Consider the following 19,294-nt stretch of genomic DNA (forward strand, 5'->3'; position numbering starts at 1 on the left):
ATGAAGCGGGTAGTACACGCGGGGACGCCTGGGCCGGGATTCCGGTCCGTCCGAGACGTACCCCCTGGGGGTTACGCCGACGAACCGCCGACGGCGGCGTACCGGTGACTGGCCCGCCGCGCACTGCCTCCCATCCGGACTTTAACCGTCGGTCCAGGAATTTCACCTGGTCAACCGGCCGCTGGCTGCGGACGGGTCGCGGACTATAACCGCCGGTTCGGAATTGCACCGACCCCGGAGTGCGCTGCTACTGGTACTAGGGCCAGTGTGCCACGCGTGATCGCGGGCCACGCACGCAAGGGATTGTGGCCTGGCTCACACGTTCGGCGGGACATCCGGGGCCGTTCGGCGGAACCCCCGAGGGGTGCAGCTTTGGTCCAGACCTATTGACGGGGTGGTCTAGTCCTCTTAACGTTCCCTTCATCTTCCCCGGGAGACAGCCCGCCAGATGTGCGCACGTCACGGGCCAACCAGCGCTACTTCTCCGCACGTTGTGTCCGTTCACCTCCCCTCCCCAGGAGGCACAATGCTGTCCCCCACGCGCACCAGGACCGTGCTGCTCGCGTCCGGCGCCGCCATCGCCGGACTGCTCATCGGCGGCCTCTCCGCAGGCGTCTCGCACGCCGCCGACAACGAGAGCTGTCGACCCGACGGGCTCTACAAGACGGCGGGCGTCGACGTCCCCTACTGCTCGGTCTACGACTCCGCCGGCCGCGAGAAGATGGGCCCCGACCACCAGCGACGGGTCATCGGGTACTTCACCGGCTGGCGCACCGGCAAGGACGGCACCCCCGCCTACCTCGCCAACAACATTCCGTGGGACAAGGTCACCCACCTCAACTACGCCTTCGGACACGTCGGCTCCGACAACAAGCTCTCGGTCGGCTCGGACGGCCCGGACAACGCGGCCACCGGAATGACCTGGCCGGGCGTGGCGGGCGCGGAGATGGATCCCTCGCTCCCCTACAAGGGCCACTTCAACCTGCTCAACAAGTTCAAGAAGCAGTACCCGAACGTCAAGACGCTGATCTCGGTCGGCGGCTGGGCGGAGACCGGCGGCTATTTCGGCGACGACGGCAACCGGGTGAACTCCGGCGGCTTCTACTCGATGGCCACCAACGCCGACGGCTCGGTCAACCAGGCGGGCATCGACACCTTCGCGAACTCCTCCGTCGACTTCGTCCGGAAGTACGGTTTCAACGGGGTCGACATCGACTACGAGTACCCGACCACGATGAAGGACGCGGGCAACCCGCTCGACTACCAGCTCTCCAACGCCCGCCGCGCCGGTCTGGTCAAGGGCTACGGCGCCCTGATGAAGTCGCTGCGCGAGAAGCTCGACCGCGCGGGCGCCACCGACGGCAAGCACTACCTGCTCTCCGTCGCCGCCCCCTCCTCCGGCTACCTGCTGCGGGGCATGGAGACGTTCCAGATGCAGAAGTACCTGGACTACGTCAACATCATGTCCTACGACCTGCACGGCGCCTGGAACGAGTACGTCGGCCCCAACGCCTCGCTCTTCGACGACGGCAAGGACTCCGAACTGGCCTCGGCGGGCGTCTACTCGACCTCGCAGTACGGCGGCATCGGGTACCTGAACTCCGACTGGGCCTACCACTACTTCCGCGGCTCGATGCCGTCCGGCCGGATCAACATGGGCCTGCCGTACTACACCCGCGGGTTCAAGAACGTACAGGGCGGCACCGACGGTCTCTGGGGCAAGGCCCCGGCCACCAACTGCCCGGCGGGCGCGGGTCTGACCAAGTGCGGTGACGGCGCGGTCGGCATCGACAACCTCTGGCACGACCTGGACGCCAACGGGGTCGAGGCCCCGGCCGGTTCCAACCCGATGTGGCACGCCAAGAACCTGGAGAAGGGGGTCGTCGGCGACTACGTCACCAGGTACGGCTTCCCCGCGAACACCACCCTGACCGGCACCTATGTCCGCAAGTACGACGCGACCCTGGTCGCGCCGTGGCTGTGGAACGACCAGAAGAAGGTGTTCCTCTCCACCGAGGACGAGCAGTCGGTGAACGCCAAGGCCGACTACGTGGTCAACAAGGGCATCGGCGGCACGATGGTCTGGGAGCTGGCGGGCGACTACGCCTACAACTCCGCCAAGGGCCAGTACGAGACGGGCAGCACGCTCACCACGGCGATGTACGACAAGTTCAAGTCGGCCGCCCCGTACGGCGCCAAGCGCGCCACCACCGCCGTGCCGACCGAGGCGATCAAGGTGGACACCGAGTTCGGCCAGTTCCCGCTGGGCGACTCGAACTACCCGATCAGCCCCAAGCTGAAGATCACCAACAACACCACGGCCACGCTGCCCGGCGGTACGGAGTTCCAGTTCGACTACTCCTCCTCGGCGCCGAACAACGCCAAGGACCAGTCCGGCTGGGGCACCACGGTCATCCGCAGCGACCACACGGGCAGCAACGCGGGCGGTCTCAAGGGCGACTACAACCGGGTCTCCCTCAAGCTCCCGGCCTGGCAGTCGCTGGCTCCGGGCGCCTCGGTGGAGCTGGACTTCGTCTACTACCTGCCGACCTCCACCCCGTCCAACTGGACGGTGACCTTCGGCGGCAGGACCTACGGCATCACGGGCGACCTGGCACGCGGCACCACGGTGGTCGAGCCAGGCGGCGCGACCACCCCGCCCACCACGCCTGCGACCACGCCTCCGACGACCCCGCCGACCACGCCGACCACCACCCCTCCGGGCGGCACCTGCACCACCCCGGCCTACGTGGCGGGCGCGGTCACCACCGGCGGCTCGGTCGTCTCGTACAAGGGCCACAACTGGAAGGCCCAGTGGTGGACGCAGAACGAGGAACCCGGCAGCACCGGCGACTGGGGCGTCTGGAAGGACCAGGGCGCCTGCTGACCCGGCAGGGCTGACAGCATCCGAAGGGTGCGAGGACCCGGTGGCCCGGCGGCCACCGGGTCCTCGCGCATCCGCCCCGCCCGGTCCTCGTACCCTGGCGCGATGACCACGCGCAGCGCCGCCCCCGCAGCGGAATTCGAGGAGCACCGGCCCCGGTTGTTCGCCGTCGCCTACCGCATGCTGGGTTCCGCCCACGAGGCCGAGGACCTCGTCCAGGACGCCTACCTGCGGTGGAGCGCCGCCGACCGGGACGCGATCGAGCACCCCGGGGCCTGGCTCGCCAAGGTGGTCACGCACCTCTGCCTCAACCGGCTCACCTCCGCCCGCGCCCGGCGCGAGGAATACGTCGGCCCCTGGCTGCCCGAACCGGTGCTCACCGGGGACGGGACGCTCGGCCCGCTGGAGTCGGCGGAGCAGCGGGACAGCGTCTCGATGGCCCTGCTGGTGCTCCTGGAACAGCTCACTCCGGTGGAACGGGCCGTGTACGTCCTGCGCGAGGCCTTCGCGTACGGCCACCGGGAGATCGCGGGGCTGCTCGACCTCACCGAGGCCAACTGCCGCCAGCTCTACCGGCGGGCGGCGCAGCGGGTGGAGGCGCCCCGACCGCGCTTCCAGCCGGATCCGGCGCGGTGGCAGGGCCTGGTGGACACCTTCATGGCGGCCGCGCGGGGCGGGGACCTGACCCGGCTGGAGGGCCTGCTGAGCGCGGAGGTGGCGTACGTCGCCGACGGCGGCGGGGTGATCAACGCGGCGCGGCGGCCGATCCTGGGCCGGGAGAAGGTGGCCCGCTTCCTGCTGGGCGCGCTGGAGAAGTACGCGGCGGGCGTCCCGGTCTCCTTCGCGGAGGTCAACGGGCAGGCCGCCCTGATCTTCGGCGAGATCGGAATTCTGGTGATCGAATTCGATGACGCCCTGGTCAGCGGGCTGCGGACGATGGTCAACCCGGAGAAGCTCACCTTTCTGCGGCGTCAGCTGTCACATTCCTGAGGGCTGTCCGGTCTGAGCTGGTGAACGCACCCCATCGGAAGCAGGGACGGACACCATGAGCACCATTCTCGTCACCGGAGGCACCGGAAACCTGGGCTCGCTCGTCGCCGGGCGGCTGCGCGCGGCGGCCCACGAGGTCCGCGTCCTGAGCCGTCACGCACCCGACCACCCCGTCGACCTGCTGACGGGCCTCGGTCTGGACGCGGCCATGGCGGGCGCCGACACCGTGGTCCACTGCGCCAGCAGCCCGCGGGGCGGCGACGACCGGGCCGCGGCCCACCTGATCGCGGCGGCCCGGCGGGCCGGGGTCGGGCACCTCGTCTACATCTCGATCGTGGGCGTGGACGTGGTCCCGCTGCCGTACTACGGGGTGAAGCTCGCGGTGGAGGAGATGCTGACGGAATCGGGCCTCGGGGTCACGATCCTGCGCACCACCCAGTTCCACGACCTGGTGGCCCAGGCGCTGGGCGCGGTGGCGAAGCTGCCCGTGATGCTGCTCCCGGCCGGGGTCAGCGGCCAGCCGATCGCGGTCGAGGAGGTCGCGGACCGGCTGGCCGAGCTGGCCGCGGCGCCGCCCGCCGGGCGGGTCCCCGACATAGGCGGCCCGGAGGTGCTCACGTTCGAGGACGCCGCCCGCGCCTACCTGGCCGCCACCGGCAGGCGCCGGGTCCTGCTCCCGGTCCCGCTCGCCGGGAAGGCGTACGCGGGCTTCAGGCGCGGCGGCCACCTGAGCCCCGCGAACGCGGTGGGCCGGGGCACCTTCGCCCAGTTCCTGGCCCGGCCCACCGGCGGGTGACGGCGGGCCGCCGGGTGCGCGCCTCCCCCGGTGCGGGCCCGCTACGGCGCGCCGAAGAGGGCGTCCTGGGCCGACTCCCGGGCCGCCAGCCGGGCGCCCTCCAGAACCGCCGGATCGCCGAGGGTGGTGGCGCGGACCTCGGTGGGCACCGGGGTCAGCGTGGCCAGCCGGGCCGCGACCCTGGCCGCCAGGGCGGGGCCTCCCGCCCGGCCCAGCTCGCCGCCCAGCACCACGCAGCCGGGGTCCAGGACGGCCGTCACGGCGGCCGCGCCCAGGGCCAGGCGTTCGGCGAAGGCGTCGAGGAAGGCCTCCCCGGCCGCCCCGGCGGCCGCTTCCTCCACCGGCCCGGTGTAGCCGTGGGCGGCGGCCAGCGCGGCCACCGCCTCGCGCCCGACGAGCGCGTGGAAGCCGCCGTAGCAGTCGGTGGCGGAGGGCAGGCCCACCGTGCCGGGCACCGGCAGGAAGCCGATCTCGCCCGCGCCCCCGGACGCCCCCCGGCGCAGCTTGCCGTCCAGCACCACGGCCGCGCCAACCCCCGCGCCCAGCCACAGCAGCACGAAGGAGTCCACCCCGCGGGCGGCGCCCAGGCGTTGCTCGGCCAGGGCGGCCAGGTTGGTCTCGTTCTCCACCACGACCACGGCGGGCAGCCGCCGCTGGAGCGCGGCCACCAGGTCCCGGTGCCAGGCGGGCAGGCCGCGCAGGTCGCGCAGCTCCCCGCTGGCCGGGGCGACCAGGCCGGGGGCGCCGATCACCACGGTGTGCAGGCTCGTGGCGCCCGCCTCGCGGGTGAGGTCCGCCAGCCGGTCCACCGCCTCTTCGACGGCGCCCGCCGGGAGGGCGCCACGGGCCACGGGGCGGCCGAGCAGGTCGGTGACCACCGCGGTGACGCTGTCCGTGCGTACGTCCAGCGCGGCCAGGTGGGCGAGGCGGGCGACGATCCCGTAGAGCCGGGCGTTGGGGCCGCGCCGCTGTTCCCCCGACTCCCCGACGACCTCGATCAGCCCGGCGCCGGTCAGCCGCTCGACGAGGTCCGCGACGGACGGGCGGGAGAGTCCGGTCAGCGTCTTGAGGCGGCTCGCGGTCAGCGGCCCCTGGTCCTGGAGCAGCCGCAGCGCGAGCCGGTCGTTCATCGCCCGGGCCGTACTGGGCGAGGCGGGCGAGGGAGCGGCGGCGGGTGCGGCGGACGCGGGAGCGGGTGCGGGGGCGGGTGCGGAAGTCACGCGGCCATCCTAGGAGGGAGCGGGTACTTATTTATCAGGCAGGTTCCCTGATAGTTTCATCGCATGACCGGGGAAACGGACCTCACGCCGCGCCGCCTGCGCCGCGCGCGCATCGCCATCGCCGCCGTCTTCTGCGCCCACGGCGCCGTGACCGGCAGCTTCGCCACCCGGATCCCCTGGATCCAGGAACACGCCCAGCTCAGCTCGGGCACCCTCGGCGTGGCCCTCGCCTTCCCCGCGATCGGCGCGGCGCTCGCCATGCCGCTGGCGGGCCGGATCAACCACCGCTTCGGCGCCCGCAACGCGCTGCGCGGGCTGCTCGCGATGTGGACCCTCTCCCTCGTCCTGCCGAGCCTCGCCCCGAACCTCCCCACCCTCTGCCTGCTCCTCTTCGTCTACGGCGCGAGCGCGGGCATGTCGGACGTCGCCATGAACGCCCTCGGCGTCGAGACCGAGAACCGGCTCGGCCGATCGATCATGTCCTCGCTGCACGGCATGTGGAGCGTGGGCGCGCTGATCGGCTCGGCCGCGGGCACCGTCGCCGCGCACGCCGGAGCGGGCGCCCGGCTGCACCACCTGGTCGCCGCGCTGGCGTTGACCGCCGTCGGCCTGGTCGCCGTACGCGGGGTGCTCGACCTGCGCGGCGGCCAGGATGACGAAGCACCCCCGCACTTCGCGCTGCCCCCGAAGTCGGCGCTGTTCATCGGCGCGATCGGATTCTGCGCGGTCTTCGCGGAGGGCGCCAGTTTGGACTGGTCGGGGGTCTACTTCCGGGACGTGCTGCACACCGACGCCGGTCTCGCCGCGGCCTCCACCACCGCCTTCGCGCTCACCATGGCCCTGGCCCGGCTCGTCGGTGACAAGGTGGTGGACCGGTTCGGCCCTGTCCGTACGGTCCGGGCGGGCGGAGTGCTGGCCACGGCGGGCGGGCTGCTGGTGGTCCTGGTCCGTCACCCCGCGGGCGCACTGGCCGGGTTCGGCCTGATCGGGCTGGGCATCGCGGTGGTGGTCCCGCTGGCCTTCGCCGCCGCCGCGCGCAGCGGCGCCGCCCCGGCCCAGGCCATCGCCGGGGTGGCGACGATCACCTACACCTCCGGGCTGATCGCGCCCTCCGCTATCGGCGCGGTGGCCGACGCGACCTCGCTGGTCGTCTCCTTCGGCCTGGTCACGCTGCTGGCACTGGCGCTGGTCGCGGGGGCGGGCGTACTGCGTGCCACGCCGGGCGCCGGGGCCGGAGCGGCGGACTCCGCGTCAGCCGATCAGGACGAACCTGCCAGTATCCAGCCGTAATATAACGCTGGCCGTTCTGCGGTCCGATCCTCGATCCCCCACCCCCGGCACCCTCGGTCGGCCCACCGGTCGCCCCGCGCGGCTGCCGCATGGCGAAACGGAGTCACACCATGGGCCTCGGCGTGCGCTGGACCCTGCACGGCGACGGGCGCAACCCCGCGCCCGGCGCGGTGGTACGGCCGGACGAGCGGCTCTCGTGGCCGCGCACCGCGGGGCTCGGCGCCCAGCACGTCGTGGCCATGTTCGGCGCGAGCTTCGTGGCGCCGGTCCTCATGGGCCTCGACCCGAACCTCGCCATCATGATGTCCGGCGTCGCGACGGTGATCTTCCTCCTCGCGACGCGCGGCCGGATCCCGTCCTACCTCGGCTGCTCCCTCTCCTTCGTCGGCGTCGCCGCCGCGATCCGGGCGGGCGGCGGCAGCAGCGCCACCGTCACCGGCGCCGTCCTCGTCGTCGGCGCGGCGCTCTTCCTCGCGGGCCTGGCCGTCCGGCACTTCGGCGCGCGGATCATCCACGCGGCGATGCCCCCGGTGGTCACGGGCGCGGTCGTGATGCTGATCGGCTTCAACCTCGCCCCGGTGACCGCCTCGACGTACTGGCCCCAGGACCAGTGGACCGCGCTGCTGGTGATGCTGTTCACCGGGCTCGCGGTGGTGTGCCTGCGCGGGTTCTGGTCGCGGATCGCGATCTTCCTCGGGCTGATCTTCGGGTACGCCGTCTCCGCCCTCTTCGACCTGGTCTTCGGGAAGATCCACTCGACGACGGGCGGCGGCGCCGCGGTGGACCACTGGCGCCTGGACCTGTCCTCGGTCGGCACGGCCGACTGGATCGGCCTGCCCTCCTTCCACGCCCCGCAGTTCGAGTGGTCGGCGATCCTGATCGCCCTGCCCGTGGTCATCGCCCTGATCGCGGAGAACGCCGGACACATCAAGGCCGTCGGCGAGATGACCGGCGACTCGCTCGACGACCAGCTCGGCACCGCGATCGCCGCCGATGGCGCGGCCTCGATGCTCTCCACCGCGCTCGGCGGCCCCCCGAACACCACCTACTCCGAGAACATCGGGGTCATGGCCGCCACCCGCGTCTACTCCACCGCCGCCTACTGGGCCGCCGCCGGGTTCGCCCTCCTCTTCGGCCTGTGTCCGAAGTTCGGCGCGGTCGTCGCGGCCATCCCGGGCGGCGTGCTCGGCGGGATCACCGTCATCCTCTACGGCATGATCGGCCTGCTCGGCGCCCAGATCTGGATCAACGGCCGGGTGGACCTGCGCAATCCGCTGAACCTGGTACCCGCCGCGGCGGGCATCATCATCGGCGTCGGCGGGGTCGGCCTGAAGATCAGCGACAACTTCCAGCTGGGCGGCATCGCGCTGGGCACGATCGTCGTCATCACCGGCTACCACGTGCTGCGTTACTTCGCCCCGGCCCACCTGAAGGAGCAGGAGCCGCTGCTCGACTCGGGTACGTCGACGTACGACGAGCACACCGACGGGCACACCGGCGAGGACTCCCGGGGCACCGGGGACCGGCCTTCCTGATCCGCCGGATGCGGGCAGGGTTCGCCCGAACCGGCGAAGTACCGGGCCAAGTCTCCCGGAACCGGCCGTCAGCTGCGAACCTGCCTCCCATGGAAGCGGTGCTCGCGCGGATGCGCGCCCTGGACGAACGGCTGCCCGCGCACGACGGCGTGGCGGTCTTCAACCGGGTGTACCTGACGGTGACCGAGACCCTGCACCGCCGGATCGAGCGCGGGGAGTTCCCCGGGCCGCGCCGGGCGGCGGTGCTGAGCGTCCGGTTCGCCGAGCGGTACCTGATGGCCGTGGAAGCGGCCGCCGAGGGCGACCGGACGCCGGCGTGCTGGCGGCCGCTGTTCCAGTACCGGCGCCATCCCGGCGTACGGCCGCTCCAGTACGCCCTCGCCGGGATCAACGCGCACATCGGGCACGACCTGCCCCTCGCCGTGATCACCACCTGCCGCACCCTGGACTGCGAACCGGCCGCCCTGGAGGCCGACTTCGACCGGGTCGGCGACACCCTGGTGGCCCTGGAGGAACGCATCCGGGAGGAGCTGATGCCCGGCCCCGACCTGCTCCAGATCGCCGATCCACTGACCCACCTGGTCGGTTCCTGGAGCCTGCAGCGCGCCCGCGACGGCGCCTGGGCCTCGGCCCGGCTGCTGTGGACCCTGCGCCGCTCCCCCGGTCTGGCCGAGGAGTTCGAGGAGTCCCTGGACGCGGGCGTCGGGCTGGTCGGCCGCTGCCTGCTGACGCCCGTCCGCCAGACGTCGGGAGCGGCCTGGTCGGTGAGCTCCTGACCCGGGCCGTATGGGAACGGGCCGCCGCCGCGCTCGTGGCGCGGGGGCGGCCCGTGACCGGGGGGAACGTCCTCGGAGGTCAGTCCTCGGGCAGCTCGACCGGGGCGATGGCGTCGTAGACGTCACCGGGACCCGGGTTGGTGGAGTCCGTCCCGCCGCCGAAGTGGTGCATGACGCCCCAGACCGCGTTCAGCGCGGTCTGTACGGCGCCCTCGGCCCAGCCCGCCGTCCAGGAGATGTCGTCGCCCGCGAGGAAGATGCCGCGCTTGTCCTCGGGGAGGCGGTCCTGCATGAAGTGGGTGAACAGGCGCCGCTGATAGCGGTAGTGGCCCGGCAGGTTCGCCTTGAACGCGCCCATGAAGTAGGGCTCGTTCTCCCAGGACACGGTGACCGGGTTGCCGATGATGTGACGGCGGATGTCGACCCCCGGGTAGATCTCGCCGAGGGACTTCAGCATGACCTCCATCCGCTCGTTCGCGGACAGCGGCAGCCACTTGAGGCTGTCGTCGCACCAGGTGTAGGAGAGGCAGATGGTGGCGGGCTGGTCCGGGCCGTTGTCCAGCAGGTAGGTCCCGCGCGTCATCCGGTCGGTCAGCGTCATCGACATGACGTCGCGGCCGGTGGGGTTCCCCGCGTCGTCGACGGCCTTGTCCAGCCAGAAGGGCCGGTCCACGGGGATGAACAGCTTCGAGCTCTCCATGTAGTGGGTGCGCTCGATCGCCGTCCAGTGGTCGATCGGGAAGAGCGTGTCATCGCACTCGATCTTGGACAGCAGCATCCACGACTGGGCCGTGAAGATCGCGGCGCGGTACGTCCGGATGTCCCCGGCCGCGTCCGTGACGGTGATCCGGTTGCCCGCCGTACGGTGCAGCCGGGTCACGGCCGGACGCGGGGCGCCCTCGTGGAGGGTGGACAGCGAGGTGCCCTGGGCCCAGTGGATCAGCTTCTCGGGGGCGCGGTCCCACATGCGCAGCGGCAGCTGCTGCGAGCCGCCGACGATGCCCTGGTGGTGGTCGTCCGCCTCGGTGTAGACGACGCGCAGGATCTCCAGGATGGAGTTCGGGAAGTCGGTGTCCCAGCCGCCGGTGCCGAAGCCGACCTGGCCGAAGATCTCGCGCTTGCGGAAGGACTGGAAGGCCTTCGAGTCGCAGAGGAACCCGTAGAAGGTCTGGTTGTCGAGCTTCTCGACCAGCTTGGCCCAGATCTCGCGGATGCGCGGGACGTCCCGCTCGCGCATCGCGGTGTTCATGTCGGAGAAGTCGGCGCCCTCGTCCAGGCAGTCGTTCCACGCGGCGGCCACGTCGCGGTAGATCTGCGGAAGGTCGGCGATGGTCTGCGCGTAGTGCGACTCGCCCTTGAGGTCGACGACCGTGGAGGGGGTGGCCGGGGACAGCGGGTTCGGGAACGGCTCGGTGACCAGGCCCACCAGGTCGATGTAGTGCTGGAGCGCCGTGGAGGACGGCGGGAAGCGCATGGCGCCCATCTCCGCGGTCAGCCCCTCGGTGCCGGTGCCCTCGAAGCCGACGGTGCGCAGCCGCCCGCCGATCTGGTCGGCCTCGTAGACGACGGGCTTGAGGCCCATCTTCATCAGCTCGTACGCGGCGATGATGCCGGAGAGCCCGCCGCCGATGACGGCGACCTCGGTGCCGTGCTCGGTCGCCGGTATCTGACCCAGGCCCGCCGGGTGGGCGAGGAAGTCGTCGTAGGCGTACGGAAAGTCCGGGCCGAACATGGTGATCGGCGGCTGTCCGTCGCTGTGCGGGACGGCGGTGGTGGGCACCGTGGACGTCATGGGGCACGTCTCCTTGCGGCAGGGCTGGGGGGCAGGGGTCAGATCAGGGAGGCGTAGAGCCCGGGACGGCGGTCCCGCAGGTACGGATTGTTCGCGCGCGAGGCCTTGAGGAGTTCCGGGTCGGCGTCGCCGAACACCAGCTCCTCGCCACGGCCCGCGCGGGTACGGGTGGTGCCGTCGGGACCGGCCAGCGAGCTGAGCCCGACGAACTCGAACTCGCCCTCGGGGCCGGTGCGGTTGACGTACGCGATGTACATCTGGTTCTCGAAGGCCCGGACCGGGACCAGCTGCTCGGCGACGAACTGGAACGGGTGCATCTGGGCCGTCGGGACGAGCAGGAGGTCGGTCCCGGCGAGTGCGTGGGCGCGGACGTTCTCGGGGAACTCCACGTCGTAGCAGATCATCAGGCCGATCCGGAGGCCGTTCAGCTCGGCCTGGACGACGGGGGTGTCGCCCGGGGTGAAGGCGTCCTGCTCGAAGCAGCCGAAGAGGTGGGTCTTGCGGTAGTTCGCGAGCGGGGCGCCGTCGGGGCCGATGAGCTGTGCGGAGTTGAAGACGGCCGCGCCGTCGCGCTCCGGGTAGGCGTACAGGACGGCCACACCGTGGCGACGGGCGATCTCGGCGACGGCGACGGCGGACGGGCCGTCGCTCGGCTCGGCGAGCGCGGCGATCTCCTGAACCTCCAGGGCGTAGCCCGTGAGGAACATCTCGGAGGTCACGAGGAGCCCGGCCCCGGCCCGTGCGGTGCGCGCGACGGCCTCGTCGAGGGCCTTCAGGTTCCCGGCGACGTCGCCGAGCCGTCCGGAACTCTGGAGGAGGGCGGTGCGCAGCGTGGGCATGGACGACCTCTGTGGCAGGAGGGGCGGGGTCCTATAGACGGTACGGGGGGGTGCTCGTGGTGGACAAGGCGTGTCTGTTGCGTGCCGCTGAACGATTCGTTGCGCATTTTGTCCGCACAGCGGCGATTCGTTGTCCGATCCCGCTCCGGAACGGCTGCCACAGCCGTACGCCTCCGGCGCGGGCCCCGGCCGGGCGCCTCCGGCGGCGGCGCCTCAGCCCGGCGCCCGGGCTGCCTCCGGCGGCGCCTCAAACGCCGGCGAGGCTGGGGATGGCCGGGCCTGTCCAGCCGCCCGGCCGGGATGTTTCAGCCCGCCCGGCGCTTGAGGGCATCGAACCAGCCCGCCCGGCGCTTGAGGGCATCCACCCGGCGTGACCGCCGGCTAGGCAGGGGCGCCCGAGGTGAAGCGGCGGAGGAGGGGGGAGAGGACCAGCACCGACTTCGTGCGTTCCACGAACGGCTCGCCCGCGATCCGCTCCAGCACCCGCTCGAAGTGCCGCATGTCGGAGGCGAAGACCTGCACGAGGGCGTCCGCGTCACCCGTCACGGTCGACGCGGACACCACCTCGGGGTACCGCTCCAGCCCCCGCCGGATGTCGTCCGGCGAGGTGTTGTGGCGGCAGTAGATCTCGATGAACCCCTCGGTCTCCCAGCCCATCGCGGCCGGGTCGACCCGGACCGTGAAGCCGGTGATCGCACCCTCGGCCCGGAGCCGGTCCACCCGCCGCTTGACCGCCGGGGCGGACAGACCGACCTCGGAGCCGATGTCCGCGTAGGAGCGGCGGGCGTCCTCGGCGAGGGCGTGCACGATGCGTTCGTCGAGATCGTTCAGTCGCACTGCGGGTGGATCACTTCTCTGCTGTGGCCAGTCGGGAGCGGCGGATGCCGTAGAGGAAGTACACCACGAGGCCCACGGCCATCCAGCCACCGAAGACGATCCACGTGGCGGCGGGCAGGCTGTACATCATCCAGAGGCACGCGGCGAAGCCGAGGACCGGGGTGACGGGGAACAGCATCACCTTGAAGGTGCGCGGCATCTCAGGCCGCTTGTAGCGCAGGATCACCACGGCGACGTTGACCAGGGCGAAGGCGAAGAGCGTCCCGATGCTGGTCGCGTTGGCGAGTTCACCCAGCGGGATGAAGGCCGCGAGGCAGCCGCAGAAGAGGGACACGATCACCACATTGGCGCGGGGCGCGCCGGTCTTCGCGTTGACCTTGGCGAACACCTTGGGCACGAGCCCGTCGCGGGACATCGCGAAGAGGATGCGGGTCTGGCCGTAGAGGACGGCGAAGACGACGGAGGCGATGGCGACGACGGCGCCCGCGGCGAGGACGACGCCCCAGACGCTGTCGCCGGTGACGTCCTTCATGATCTGGGCGAGCGCGGCCTCGGTGTGGCCGAAGTCCTGCCACGGCATGGCGCCGACGGCGACGAACGCGACGAGGACGTACAGCAGGGTGACGATCCCGAGCGAGAGCATGATCGCGCGCGGCAGGTCCCGCTTGGGGTTCTTGGCCTCCTCACCGGCGGTGGACGCGGCGTCGAAGCCGATGTAGGAGAAGAAGAGGGTGGCCGCGGCGGCGCTGATGCCCGCCTGACCCATGGGGGCGAAGTTGGAGTAGTTGCCGGACTTGATGCCCATGAAGCCGATGCCGATGAAGACCAGCAGCGTGACGATCTTGACGCCGACCATGATCGAGTTGACCCGGGCGCTCTCCTTGGCACCGCCCATCAGGAAGACCATGGCGAGCAGGACGACGATCAGCGCGGGCAGGTTGATGTATCCGCCCTGGCCGTACGGGGAGGAGATCGCTTCCGGGACGGTGACCCCGAGGGTGCCGTCCAGCAGCTCGTTGAGGTACTCCCCCCAGCCGACGGCGACGGCCGCGACGGAGACGCCGTACTCCAGGACCAGGCACCAGCCGCAGACCCAGGCGACGAGTTCGCCCATGGTCGCGTAGGAGTACGAGTACGAGGATCCGGAGACCGGGATGGATCCGGCCAGTTCCGCGTAGGACAGGGCGGAGAGCAGCGCGGTCAGGCCCGCGATGACGAAGGCGATGGTCACCGCCGGTCCGGCGAGCGGGGCGGCCTCGCCGAGGACGACGAAGATGCCGGTGCCCAGGGTGGCGCCGATGCTCAGCATGGTCAGCTGCCACATGGTGAGCGAGCGGCGCAGGCTGCCGCCCTCGCCCTGGCCGCCTTCGGCTATGAGGCGCTCGACGGGTTTGCGGCGGAGCAGGGGGTGGGCGGGCCGTGCGGGGGGTTCGGTGGTGAGCGGCGGCGCCTGGCCGTGGTCGAGCACGAGGGGACTCCTTTTGACACTGCGGGACCGGAGAGACAAAACGGCGTCGACCGCGGCGGTCCGGAGCAGGGACAGGCAGAGCCTGGGCATGGAGGACCGCCGAGCAGGCAGTCGCACCACTCCACGTACAGCGAGTGAGCCTACGAGCTGGGATAAGCCGCCCGTAATGCATCATCCTTGCACATTGCCGCACGATCATTGCGCGGATCTGGCCGCAATGGTCCTTTGTTGCGCGCGGATGATCGATCAGTGCGCAGGTCGCTTTTGACCCCCATTCTTGACAGTTCGTCAGATCTCCCGGAGCGTGCCGCCATGGATCCGGACCCGCTCCCCGGGGCACACGCCGGTGGTGGACGACGAACGGAGACCCCAGGTGATCCCTGACGAGCGGTGGCTGGACCCCGGACCCTTCCTGCGCGGGGTGGCCTGGCTGGAGAAGGGCCGGCCGGTACGGGCGGACCCCGCCGACACCGCGCGGCTGCCCTGGGACACGGGCGAGCGGGCCGTCCTGCCGATAGGGGTCCGGCTGGAGTTCACCGCCGCGGCGGCGGCGCGGGCCGTGGAGATCCGCTACCGGGCGACCGTGCCGGGGTCCACCGACGCGCTGCGCGACCTCGCGCACGGCTTCGCCCTGTGGGACCGCTCCGGCCGGGTCGCCGAGGTGTTCACCGAACCGGCCGCGGAGTGCGTCGTACGCATCGGGCTGCCGCCCGGCGGCGGCCCCTTCACCATCTACCCGCCCGAGGCCCGGGCTCCGCTGGTGCTCGGCCTGCGCGGGATCGGCGGACCGCTCGCCCCGGCGCCCGCCGCCCCGCGCTGGGTGGTGCACGGCGACTCCATCACCGAGGGCTGGTGGTCCACCCGCCCCGCCCACGGCTGGCCGGCGGTGACCGGCCGGGCCCTGGGCTGGGACACGGTCAACCTCGGCTACGCGGGGGCCGCCCGCGGCGAACTCGCCACCGCCGAGCAGCTCTCCTCCCTCCCCGCCGACGCCCTCACCCTGGCCTTCGGCACCAACTGCTGGTCCGGGGTTCCCTATTCGGTGCCCCTGCTGTACGAGACCACCCGGACCTTCATCGACCTCGTCCGCCAGGGCCATCCGCGGACCCCGCTCCTGGTGCTCTCGCCCGTCCTGCGGCCCGACGCCGAACGCACCCCCAACCGGCTCGGCGCCACCCTGGGCGCGCTGCGGGACGCGATGGAACGCGCCGTACGCGAGCGCACGGCGGCCGGGGACGACCGGCTCGTCCTGCTGCCCGGGCGCGATCTGCTGGACCCCGGGCACCTCGCGGACGGGCTGCACCCCAACGACGAGGGGCACCGGGTCCTCGGGACGGCCGTGGCGGCGGCCCTGCGCGGGGCCGGGTTCGCGGCGGACTAGTCCGCCGCTCGCGGATCGCGCCCGATCCGCGCCTTCCGGATCGCGCCCGACCCGCGTCGGCCAGATCCGGAAGAGACGGACTTGCCGGACTGGGCCGCACCCCGTTCCGCCCCGCCGGGGCGCTCTCTACACTGCCCCCCATGCTGCGCGTACTGGCCGTCGACGACGAGAGGCCGCTCCTGGAGGAGCTCCTCTACCTGCTGCGTTCGGACCCCCGGGTGAGCGCGGCGGCCGGAGCCTCGGACGCCACCGAGGCGCTGCGCCGGATCACGCTGGCGGTGGAGTCGGGCCCGGACGGGCCCGACGGCCTCGACGTGGTGTTCCTCGACATCCACATGGCGGGGCTGACCGGGCTGGACATCGCCCGGCTGCTCGCCGGGTTCAGCTCGCCGCCGCTGATCGTGTTCGTCACGGCGCACGAGGGCTTCGCCGTCCAGGCCTTCGACCTCAAGGCGGTGGACTACGTACTCAAGCCGGTCCGGCCGGAGCGGCTGGCGGAGGCCGTCCGCCGGGTCTGCGCGCTGCTGGGCCGTGACCCGGCGCCGCCCGCCGCCCCCGGGTCCCCGGCCGCCGCCCCCGTCCCGGCGCGCGCCGCCCGGGCGGCCCCCGCGACGGCGCTCTCCGTCGAGGTCACCGTCGCGGACCGGGCGGCCGAGCAGATCGCGGTCGAACTGGGCGGAGTGACCCGGTTCGTGACGATCGCGGACATCGCGTACGTCGAGGCCCACGGCGACTACGCCCGCCTGCACACCGGCGAGGGCAGCCACCTGGTGCGGATCCCGCTGTCCACGCTGGAGGAGCGCTGGGCCGCGCGGGGATTCGTACGGATACACCGGCGCCATCTGGTGGCGCTGGACCGGATCGACGAACTGCGCCTGGACGCGGGCACCACCAGCGTCCGGGTCGGCGCGGCGGAACTCCAGGTGAGCCGCCGCCACACCCGCGAGCTGCGCGACCTGCTGATGCGCAAGGCCACGGGCTGACCCCGCACCCCGGACCGGCCGCCGGGCCCCCCGCGCCCGTTCGGCCGGGGCCGGGTGACCGCCCGGCGGCCGGGAGGCGCCGTTCGTCGCGCGGCGCGGCGCGTACGGCGATCCGGCGGGGCCGTCGGCCGCAGGGCACGTCCGTTCGGCCCGCCGTCGCCCCGGGCGCACCTATCGTGGATCTTCCGGGCGGGAGGAGCGAGATGTCCGAGATCCAGGCGCTGCTCGACGCGCTGAGCGGACTGCCCCGTACCCGGCCGTCCGGCCCCGCCGAGGCCCAGGCGCTGGTGGACCGGCTGCGCGGCGTGGCCGCGCGGTGGGCCGACGTACTGTACGAGGCCGACGAGGGCTGCCGTCAGCACCTCCCGCCACGTGCGGAGGCGGCTCTGGCCCTGGCCTTCCGGCGGGCCGAGGAGTCCTGGGTGGAGCTGGAGATCGCCCACCGCGACGGCGCCGAACACCACGACTGCGCGCAGCACGCGCACGAGCGGATGTACTGAGCTCGACGACGGGCCGGACGCCGCCGTACACCCGCTGCCCCGTACACGCCGCCCGCTCCCCGACGGCGCCGCCCATCAGCCGCCCGTCCACCACCCACCCGTCACCCGCCGTCCCCGTGCCGGTGATTCGCCGGAACGCGCCTGTTGTCCGCCGCGTCGCCATGCCTAGAATCCGATCACCCGACCACATCTCCGCCGCCTTCCCCCGCACCGCTCCCCCGCCCCCTTCCGAGGACCGCCCGGTGAACCAGACCTACGCGCTGAGCGCGGTCGCCGTCGTCGTCCTGGCGACGGTCCTGCTCGGCGGGCTGGGGCTGCGGATATCGCGCACCACCTCCGACTTCTACGTCGCCTCCCGCACCGTGGGCCCCCGGCTCAACGCGGCGGCCATCAGCGGGGAATACCTCTCCGCCGCCTCCTTCCTCGGCGTCGCCGGACTGGTGCTGCTCCAGGGCCCCGAGATGCTCTGGTACCCGGTCGGGTACACCGCCGGGTACCTGGTGCTGCTGGTCCTGGTCGCCGCGCCGCTGCGCCGCTCGGGGGCGTACACCCTGCCCGACTTCGCCGAGGACCGGCTGGAGTCGCGGGCGGTGCGCCGGATCGCGGTCGTCTTCGTCCTCGGGGTCGGCTGGCTGTACCTGCTGCCGCAACTCCAGGGCGCGGGACTGACGTTGCAGATCCTGACCGGCGCCCCGCACTGGGCGGGCGGGCTGGTGGTCGCGGTGGTGGTCACCGTCGCGGTGGGGGCGGGCGGGATGCGCAGCATCACCTTCGTCCAGGCCTTCCAGTACTGGCTCAAGCTCACCGCGCTGCTCATCCCGGCCTTCTTCCTGATCGCCGCCTGGGCCGGGGACGGCGCCCCGCGCGCGGCCTTCGACGCCCCGGCGGTGCTGCGCGAGCACACCTCCGTGACCCTCGCCCAGGACGTACGGATCTCCCTGGACGCGCCGCTCGTCCTGCGGGTGTCGGGCCGGGTCGACGGCCGGTCGTACACGGGCCAGAGCGTCGGCCTCGGCGCCGGGCAGCACACGGTGGACGCCCGTACCCGGCTCGAGTTCGCGCCCGGCAGCGCACTGCCCGCGGCCCGCGCGGGCAGCGGACCGGACAGCCCGTCCTGGTCCCAGCCGCTCTCCGGGGACCGGAAGGAGTACCGGCTCTACGCGACCTACGGCCTCATTCTCGCCACCTTCCTCGGCACCATGGGCCTGCCCCACGTCGCGGTCCGCTTCTACACCAGCCCCAACGGGCGGGCCGCGCGCCGCACCACCCTGGTCGTGCTCGGCCTGGTCGGCGCGTTCTACCTCCTCCCGCCCGTCTACGGGGCGCTCGGGCGGATCTACGCCCCCGAACTCGCCCTCACCGGGGACACCGACGCGGCGGTGCTGGTGCTGCCGGAACGGATGGTGGGCGGGATGACCGGGGACCTGCTGGGGGCGCTGCTCGCCGGAGGCGCCTTCGCCGCGTTCCTGTCCACCGCCTCCGGGCTGACCATGGCGGTGGCCGGGGTGCTGCACCAGGACGTGCTGCCGTCCCGGGGCGTGGGCGCCTTCCGGCTCTCGGTGCTGGTGGCGATGGCGGTGCCGTTCACGGGCTCGTTGCTGGCCTCCCACGTGCCGGTGGCGGACGCGGTGGGACTCGCCTTCGCGGTGTCGGCCTCCTCCTTCTGCCCCCTGCTGGTGCTGGGGATCTGGTGGCCCCGGCTGACCCCGCCCGGGGCGGTGGCCGGGCTGGTCACCGGGGGCGGCGCGGCGCTCGGCGCGGTGGTGACGACCCGGGCCGGGCTGGCCCCGGCGGGCTGGGCGAACACCCTGCTCGCCTGGCCCGCCGCCTGGTCGGTGCCGCTCGGGTTCCTGACGATGGCGCTGGTGTCGCTGGCCACCCCCGCCAGGATCCCTGAGGGCACGGCGGCCACCCTGGCCCGGCTGCACCTGCCGGAGCAGCTGGTCCGGGGCCGCGCCGCGACCCGGGGGTCCGCCGCGTCCGGGGACACGCCGTGACGGGCG

Annotated in this window: 15 protein-coding genes and 1 riboswitch; of the genes, 10 read left to right on the forward strand and 5 right to left on the reverse strand. The window is 72.6% G+C overall.

What is annotated here, in order from left to right; genetic code table 11:
- Positions 1-116: 116 nt before the first annotated feature.
- Positions 117-247, reverse strand: a riboswitch (FMN riboswitch).
- A gap of 279 nt (positions 248-526) precedes the next feature.
- From QMF80_RS08945 to QMF80_RS08955, 3 genes are all read left to right on the forward strand, one after another.
- On the forward strand, positions 527-2,887 hold the full coding sequence (locus QMF80_RS08945) for a chitinase C-terminal domain-containing protein (protein WP_283451312.1): 2,361 nt from the start codon (positions 527-529) through the stop codon (positions 2,885-2,887).
- A gap of 102 nt (positions 2,888-2,989) precedes the next feature.
- Positions 2,990-3,874: an RNA polymerase sigma-70 factor gene (locus QMF80_RS08950; protein ID WP_283451313.1), complete on the forward strand. Its 885-nt coding sequence runs from the start codon at positions 2,990-2,992 to the stop codon at positions 3,872-3,874.
- Positions 3,875-3,929: 55 nt separating this feature from the next.
- Positions 3,930-4,670, forward strand: a complete 741-nt coding sequence (locus tag QMF80_RS08955) for an SDR family oxidoreductase (RefSeq protein ID WP_283451314.1) — start codon at positions 3,930-3,932, stop codon at positions 4,668-4,670.
- A 41-nt stretch (positions 4,671-4,711) separates the two neighbouring features.
- Here the strand turns inward: QMF80_RS08955 and QMF80_RS08960 are convergent, their stop codons facing one another.
- Positions 4,712-5,800, reverse strand: a complete 1,089-nt coding sequence (locus QMF80_RS08960; RefSeq protein ID WP_283451583.1) for an ROK family transcriptional regulator — start codon at positions 5,798-5,800, stop codon at positions 4,712-4,714.
- A 153-nt stretch (positions 5,801-5,953) separates the two neighbouring features.
- Here QMF80_RS08960 and QMF80_RS08965 point away from each other — a divergent pair, with 153 nt between their 5' ends.
- From QMF80_RS08965 to QMF80_RS08975, 3 genes are all read left to right on the forward strand, one after another.
- Positions 5,954-7,180 (forward strand): MFS transporter, encoded by a 1,227-nt coding sequence (locus QMF80_RS08965; RefSeq protein ID WP_283451316.1) that lies wholly within the window; start codon positions 5,954-5,956, stop codon positions 7,178-7,180.
- 110 nt (positions 7,181-7,290) lie between these two features.
- The gene (locus QMF80_RS08970) at positions 7,291-8,715 is read left to right on the forward strand and encodes a uracil-xanthine permease family protein (RefSeq protein ID WP_283451318.1); all 1,425 of its coding nucleotides are present in this window, start codon (positions 7,291-7,293) and stop codon (positions 8,713-8,715) included.
- Between the two features lie 89 nt (positions 8,716-8,804).
- A complete protein-coding gene (locus QMF80_RS08975; protein WP_283451320.1) occupies positions 8,805-9,491 on the forward strand; it encodes a DUF5995 family protein in 687 nt (228 codons plus the stop codon).
- Between the two features lie 79 nt (positions 9,492-9,570).
- Here the strand turns inward: QMF80_RS08975 and QMF80_RS08980 are convergent, their stop codons facing one another.
- The 4 genes from QMF80_RS08980 to QMF80_RS08995 all read right to left on the reverse strand — a co-directional run bounded on the left by QMF80_RS08980 (position 9,571) and on the right by QMF80_RS08995 (position 14,427).
- Positions 9,571-11,283, reverse strand: coding sequence for a flavin monoamine oxidase family protein (locus QMF80_RS08980; RefSeq protein ID WP_283451322.1), 1,713 nt, complete (start codon positions 11,281-11,283; stop codon positions 9,571-9,573).
- A gap of 38 nt (positions 11,284-11,321) precedes the next feature.
- Positions 11,322-12,122, reverse strand: a complete 801-nt coding sequence (locus tag QMF80_RS08985) for a carbon-nitrogen hydrolase family protein (protein WP_283451324.1) — start codon at positions 12,120-12,122, stop codon at positions 11,322-11,324.
- Positions 12,123-12,503: 381 nt separating this feature from the next.
- A complete protein-coding gene (locus QMF80_RS08990) occupies positions 12,504-12,959 on the reverse strand; it encodes an Lrp/AsnC family transcriptional regulator (protein WP_007262967.1) in 456 nt (151 codons plus the stop codon).
- A gap of 10 nt (positions 12,960-12,969) precedes the next feature.
- Complete coding sequence (locus tag QMF80_RS08995) at positions 12,970-14,427, reverse strand: amino acid permease (protein WP_283451340.1); 1,458 nt, start codon at positions 14,425-14,427, stop codon at positions 12,970-12,972.
- 373 nt (positions 14,428-14,800) lie between these two features.
- On the opposite strand from QMF80_RS08995, the gene QMF80_RS09000 reads away from it, so the two are divergent.
- The 4 genes from QMF80_RS09000 to QMF80_RS09015 all read left to right on the forward strand — a co-directional run bounded on the left by QMF80_RS09000 (position 14,801) and on the right by QMF80_RS09015 (position 19,288).
- Positions 14,801-15,808 carry a GDSL-type esterase/lipase family protein gene (locus QMF80_RS09000; RefSeq protein ID WP_283451341.1) on the forward strand — a complete coding sequence of 336 codons (1,008 nt, stop codon included), beginning with the start codon at positions 14,801-14,803 and terminating at the stop codon, positions 15,806-15,808.
- A gap of 140 nt (positions 15,809-15,948) precedes the next feature.
- Positions 15,949-16,791 (forward strand): LytR/AlgR family response regulator transcription factor, encoded by an 843-nt coding sequence (locus tag QMF80_RS09005; RefSeq protein WP_283451342.1) that lies wholly within the window; start codon positions 15,949-15,951, stop codon positions 16,789-16,791.
- Between the two features lie 203 nt (positions 16,792-16,994).
- The gene (locus QMF80_RS09010; RefSeq protein ID WP_283451344.1) at positions 16,995-17,291 is read left to right on the forward strand and encodes a hypothetical protein; all 297 of its coding nucleotides are present in this window, start codon (positions 16,995-16,997) and stop codon (positions 17,289-17,291) included.
- 242 nt (positions 17,292-17,533) lie between these two features.
- Positions 17,534-19,288 (forward strand): sodium/solute symporter, encoded by a 1,755-nt coding sequence (locus tag QMF80_RS09015; protein ID WP_283451345.1) that lies wholly within the window; start codon positions 17,534-17,536, stop codon positions 19,286-19,288.
- Positions 19,289-19,294: the final 6 nt, after the last annotated feature.

Source organism: Streptomyces sp. G-G2, from assembly GCF_030063135.1.
Classification (GTDB): domain Bacteria; phylum Actinomycetota; class Actinomycetes; order Streptomycetales; family Streptomycetaceae; genus Streptomyces.

Coding starts and splice junctions, on each gene's coding strand:
- QMF80_RS08945 (WP_283451312.1), top strand. CDS start 527: ATGCTGTCCCCCACGCGCACCAGGACCGTGCTGCTCGCGTCCGGCGCC.
- QMF80_RS08950 (WP_283451313.1), top strand. CDS start 2,990: ATGACCACGCGCAGCGCCGCCCCCGCAGCGGAATTCGAGGAGCACCGG.
- QMF80_RS08955 (WP_283451314.1), top strand. CDS start 3,930: ATGAGCACCATTCTCGTCACCGGAGGCACCGGAAACCTGGGCTCGCTC.
- QMF80_RS08960 (WP_283451583.1), bottom strand. CDS start 5,800: ATGAACGACCGGCTCGCGCTGCGGCTGCTCCAGGACCAGGGGCCGCTG.
- QMF80_RS08965 (WP_283451316.1), top strand. CDS start 5,954: ATGACCGGGGAAACGGACCTCACGCCGCGCCGCCTGCGCCGCGCGCGC.
- QMF80_RS08970 (WP_283451318.1), top strand. CDS start 7,291: ATGGGCCTCGGCGTGCGCTGGACCCTGCACGGCGACGGGCGCAACCCC.
- QMF80_RS08975 (WP_283451320.1), top strand. CDS start 8,805: ATGGAAGCGGTGCTCGCGCGGATGCGCGCCCTGGACGAACGGCTGCCC.
- QMF80_RS08980 (WP_283451322.1), bottom strand. CDS start 11,283: ATGACGTCCACGGTGCCCACCACCGCCGTCCCGCACAGCGACGGACAG.
- QMF80_RS08985 (WP_283451324.1), bottom strand. CDS start 12,122: ATGCCCACGCTGCGCACCGCCCTCCTCCAGAGTTCCGGACGGCTCGGC.
- QMF80_RS09005 (WP_283451342.1), top strand. CDS start 15,949: ATGCTGCGCGTACTGGCCGTCGACGACGAGAGGCCGCTCCTGGAGGAG.
- QMF80_RS09010 (WP_283451344.1), top strand. CDS start 16,995: ATGTCCGAGATCCAGGCGCTGCTCGACGCGCTGAGCGGACTGCCCCGT.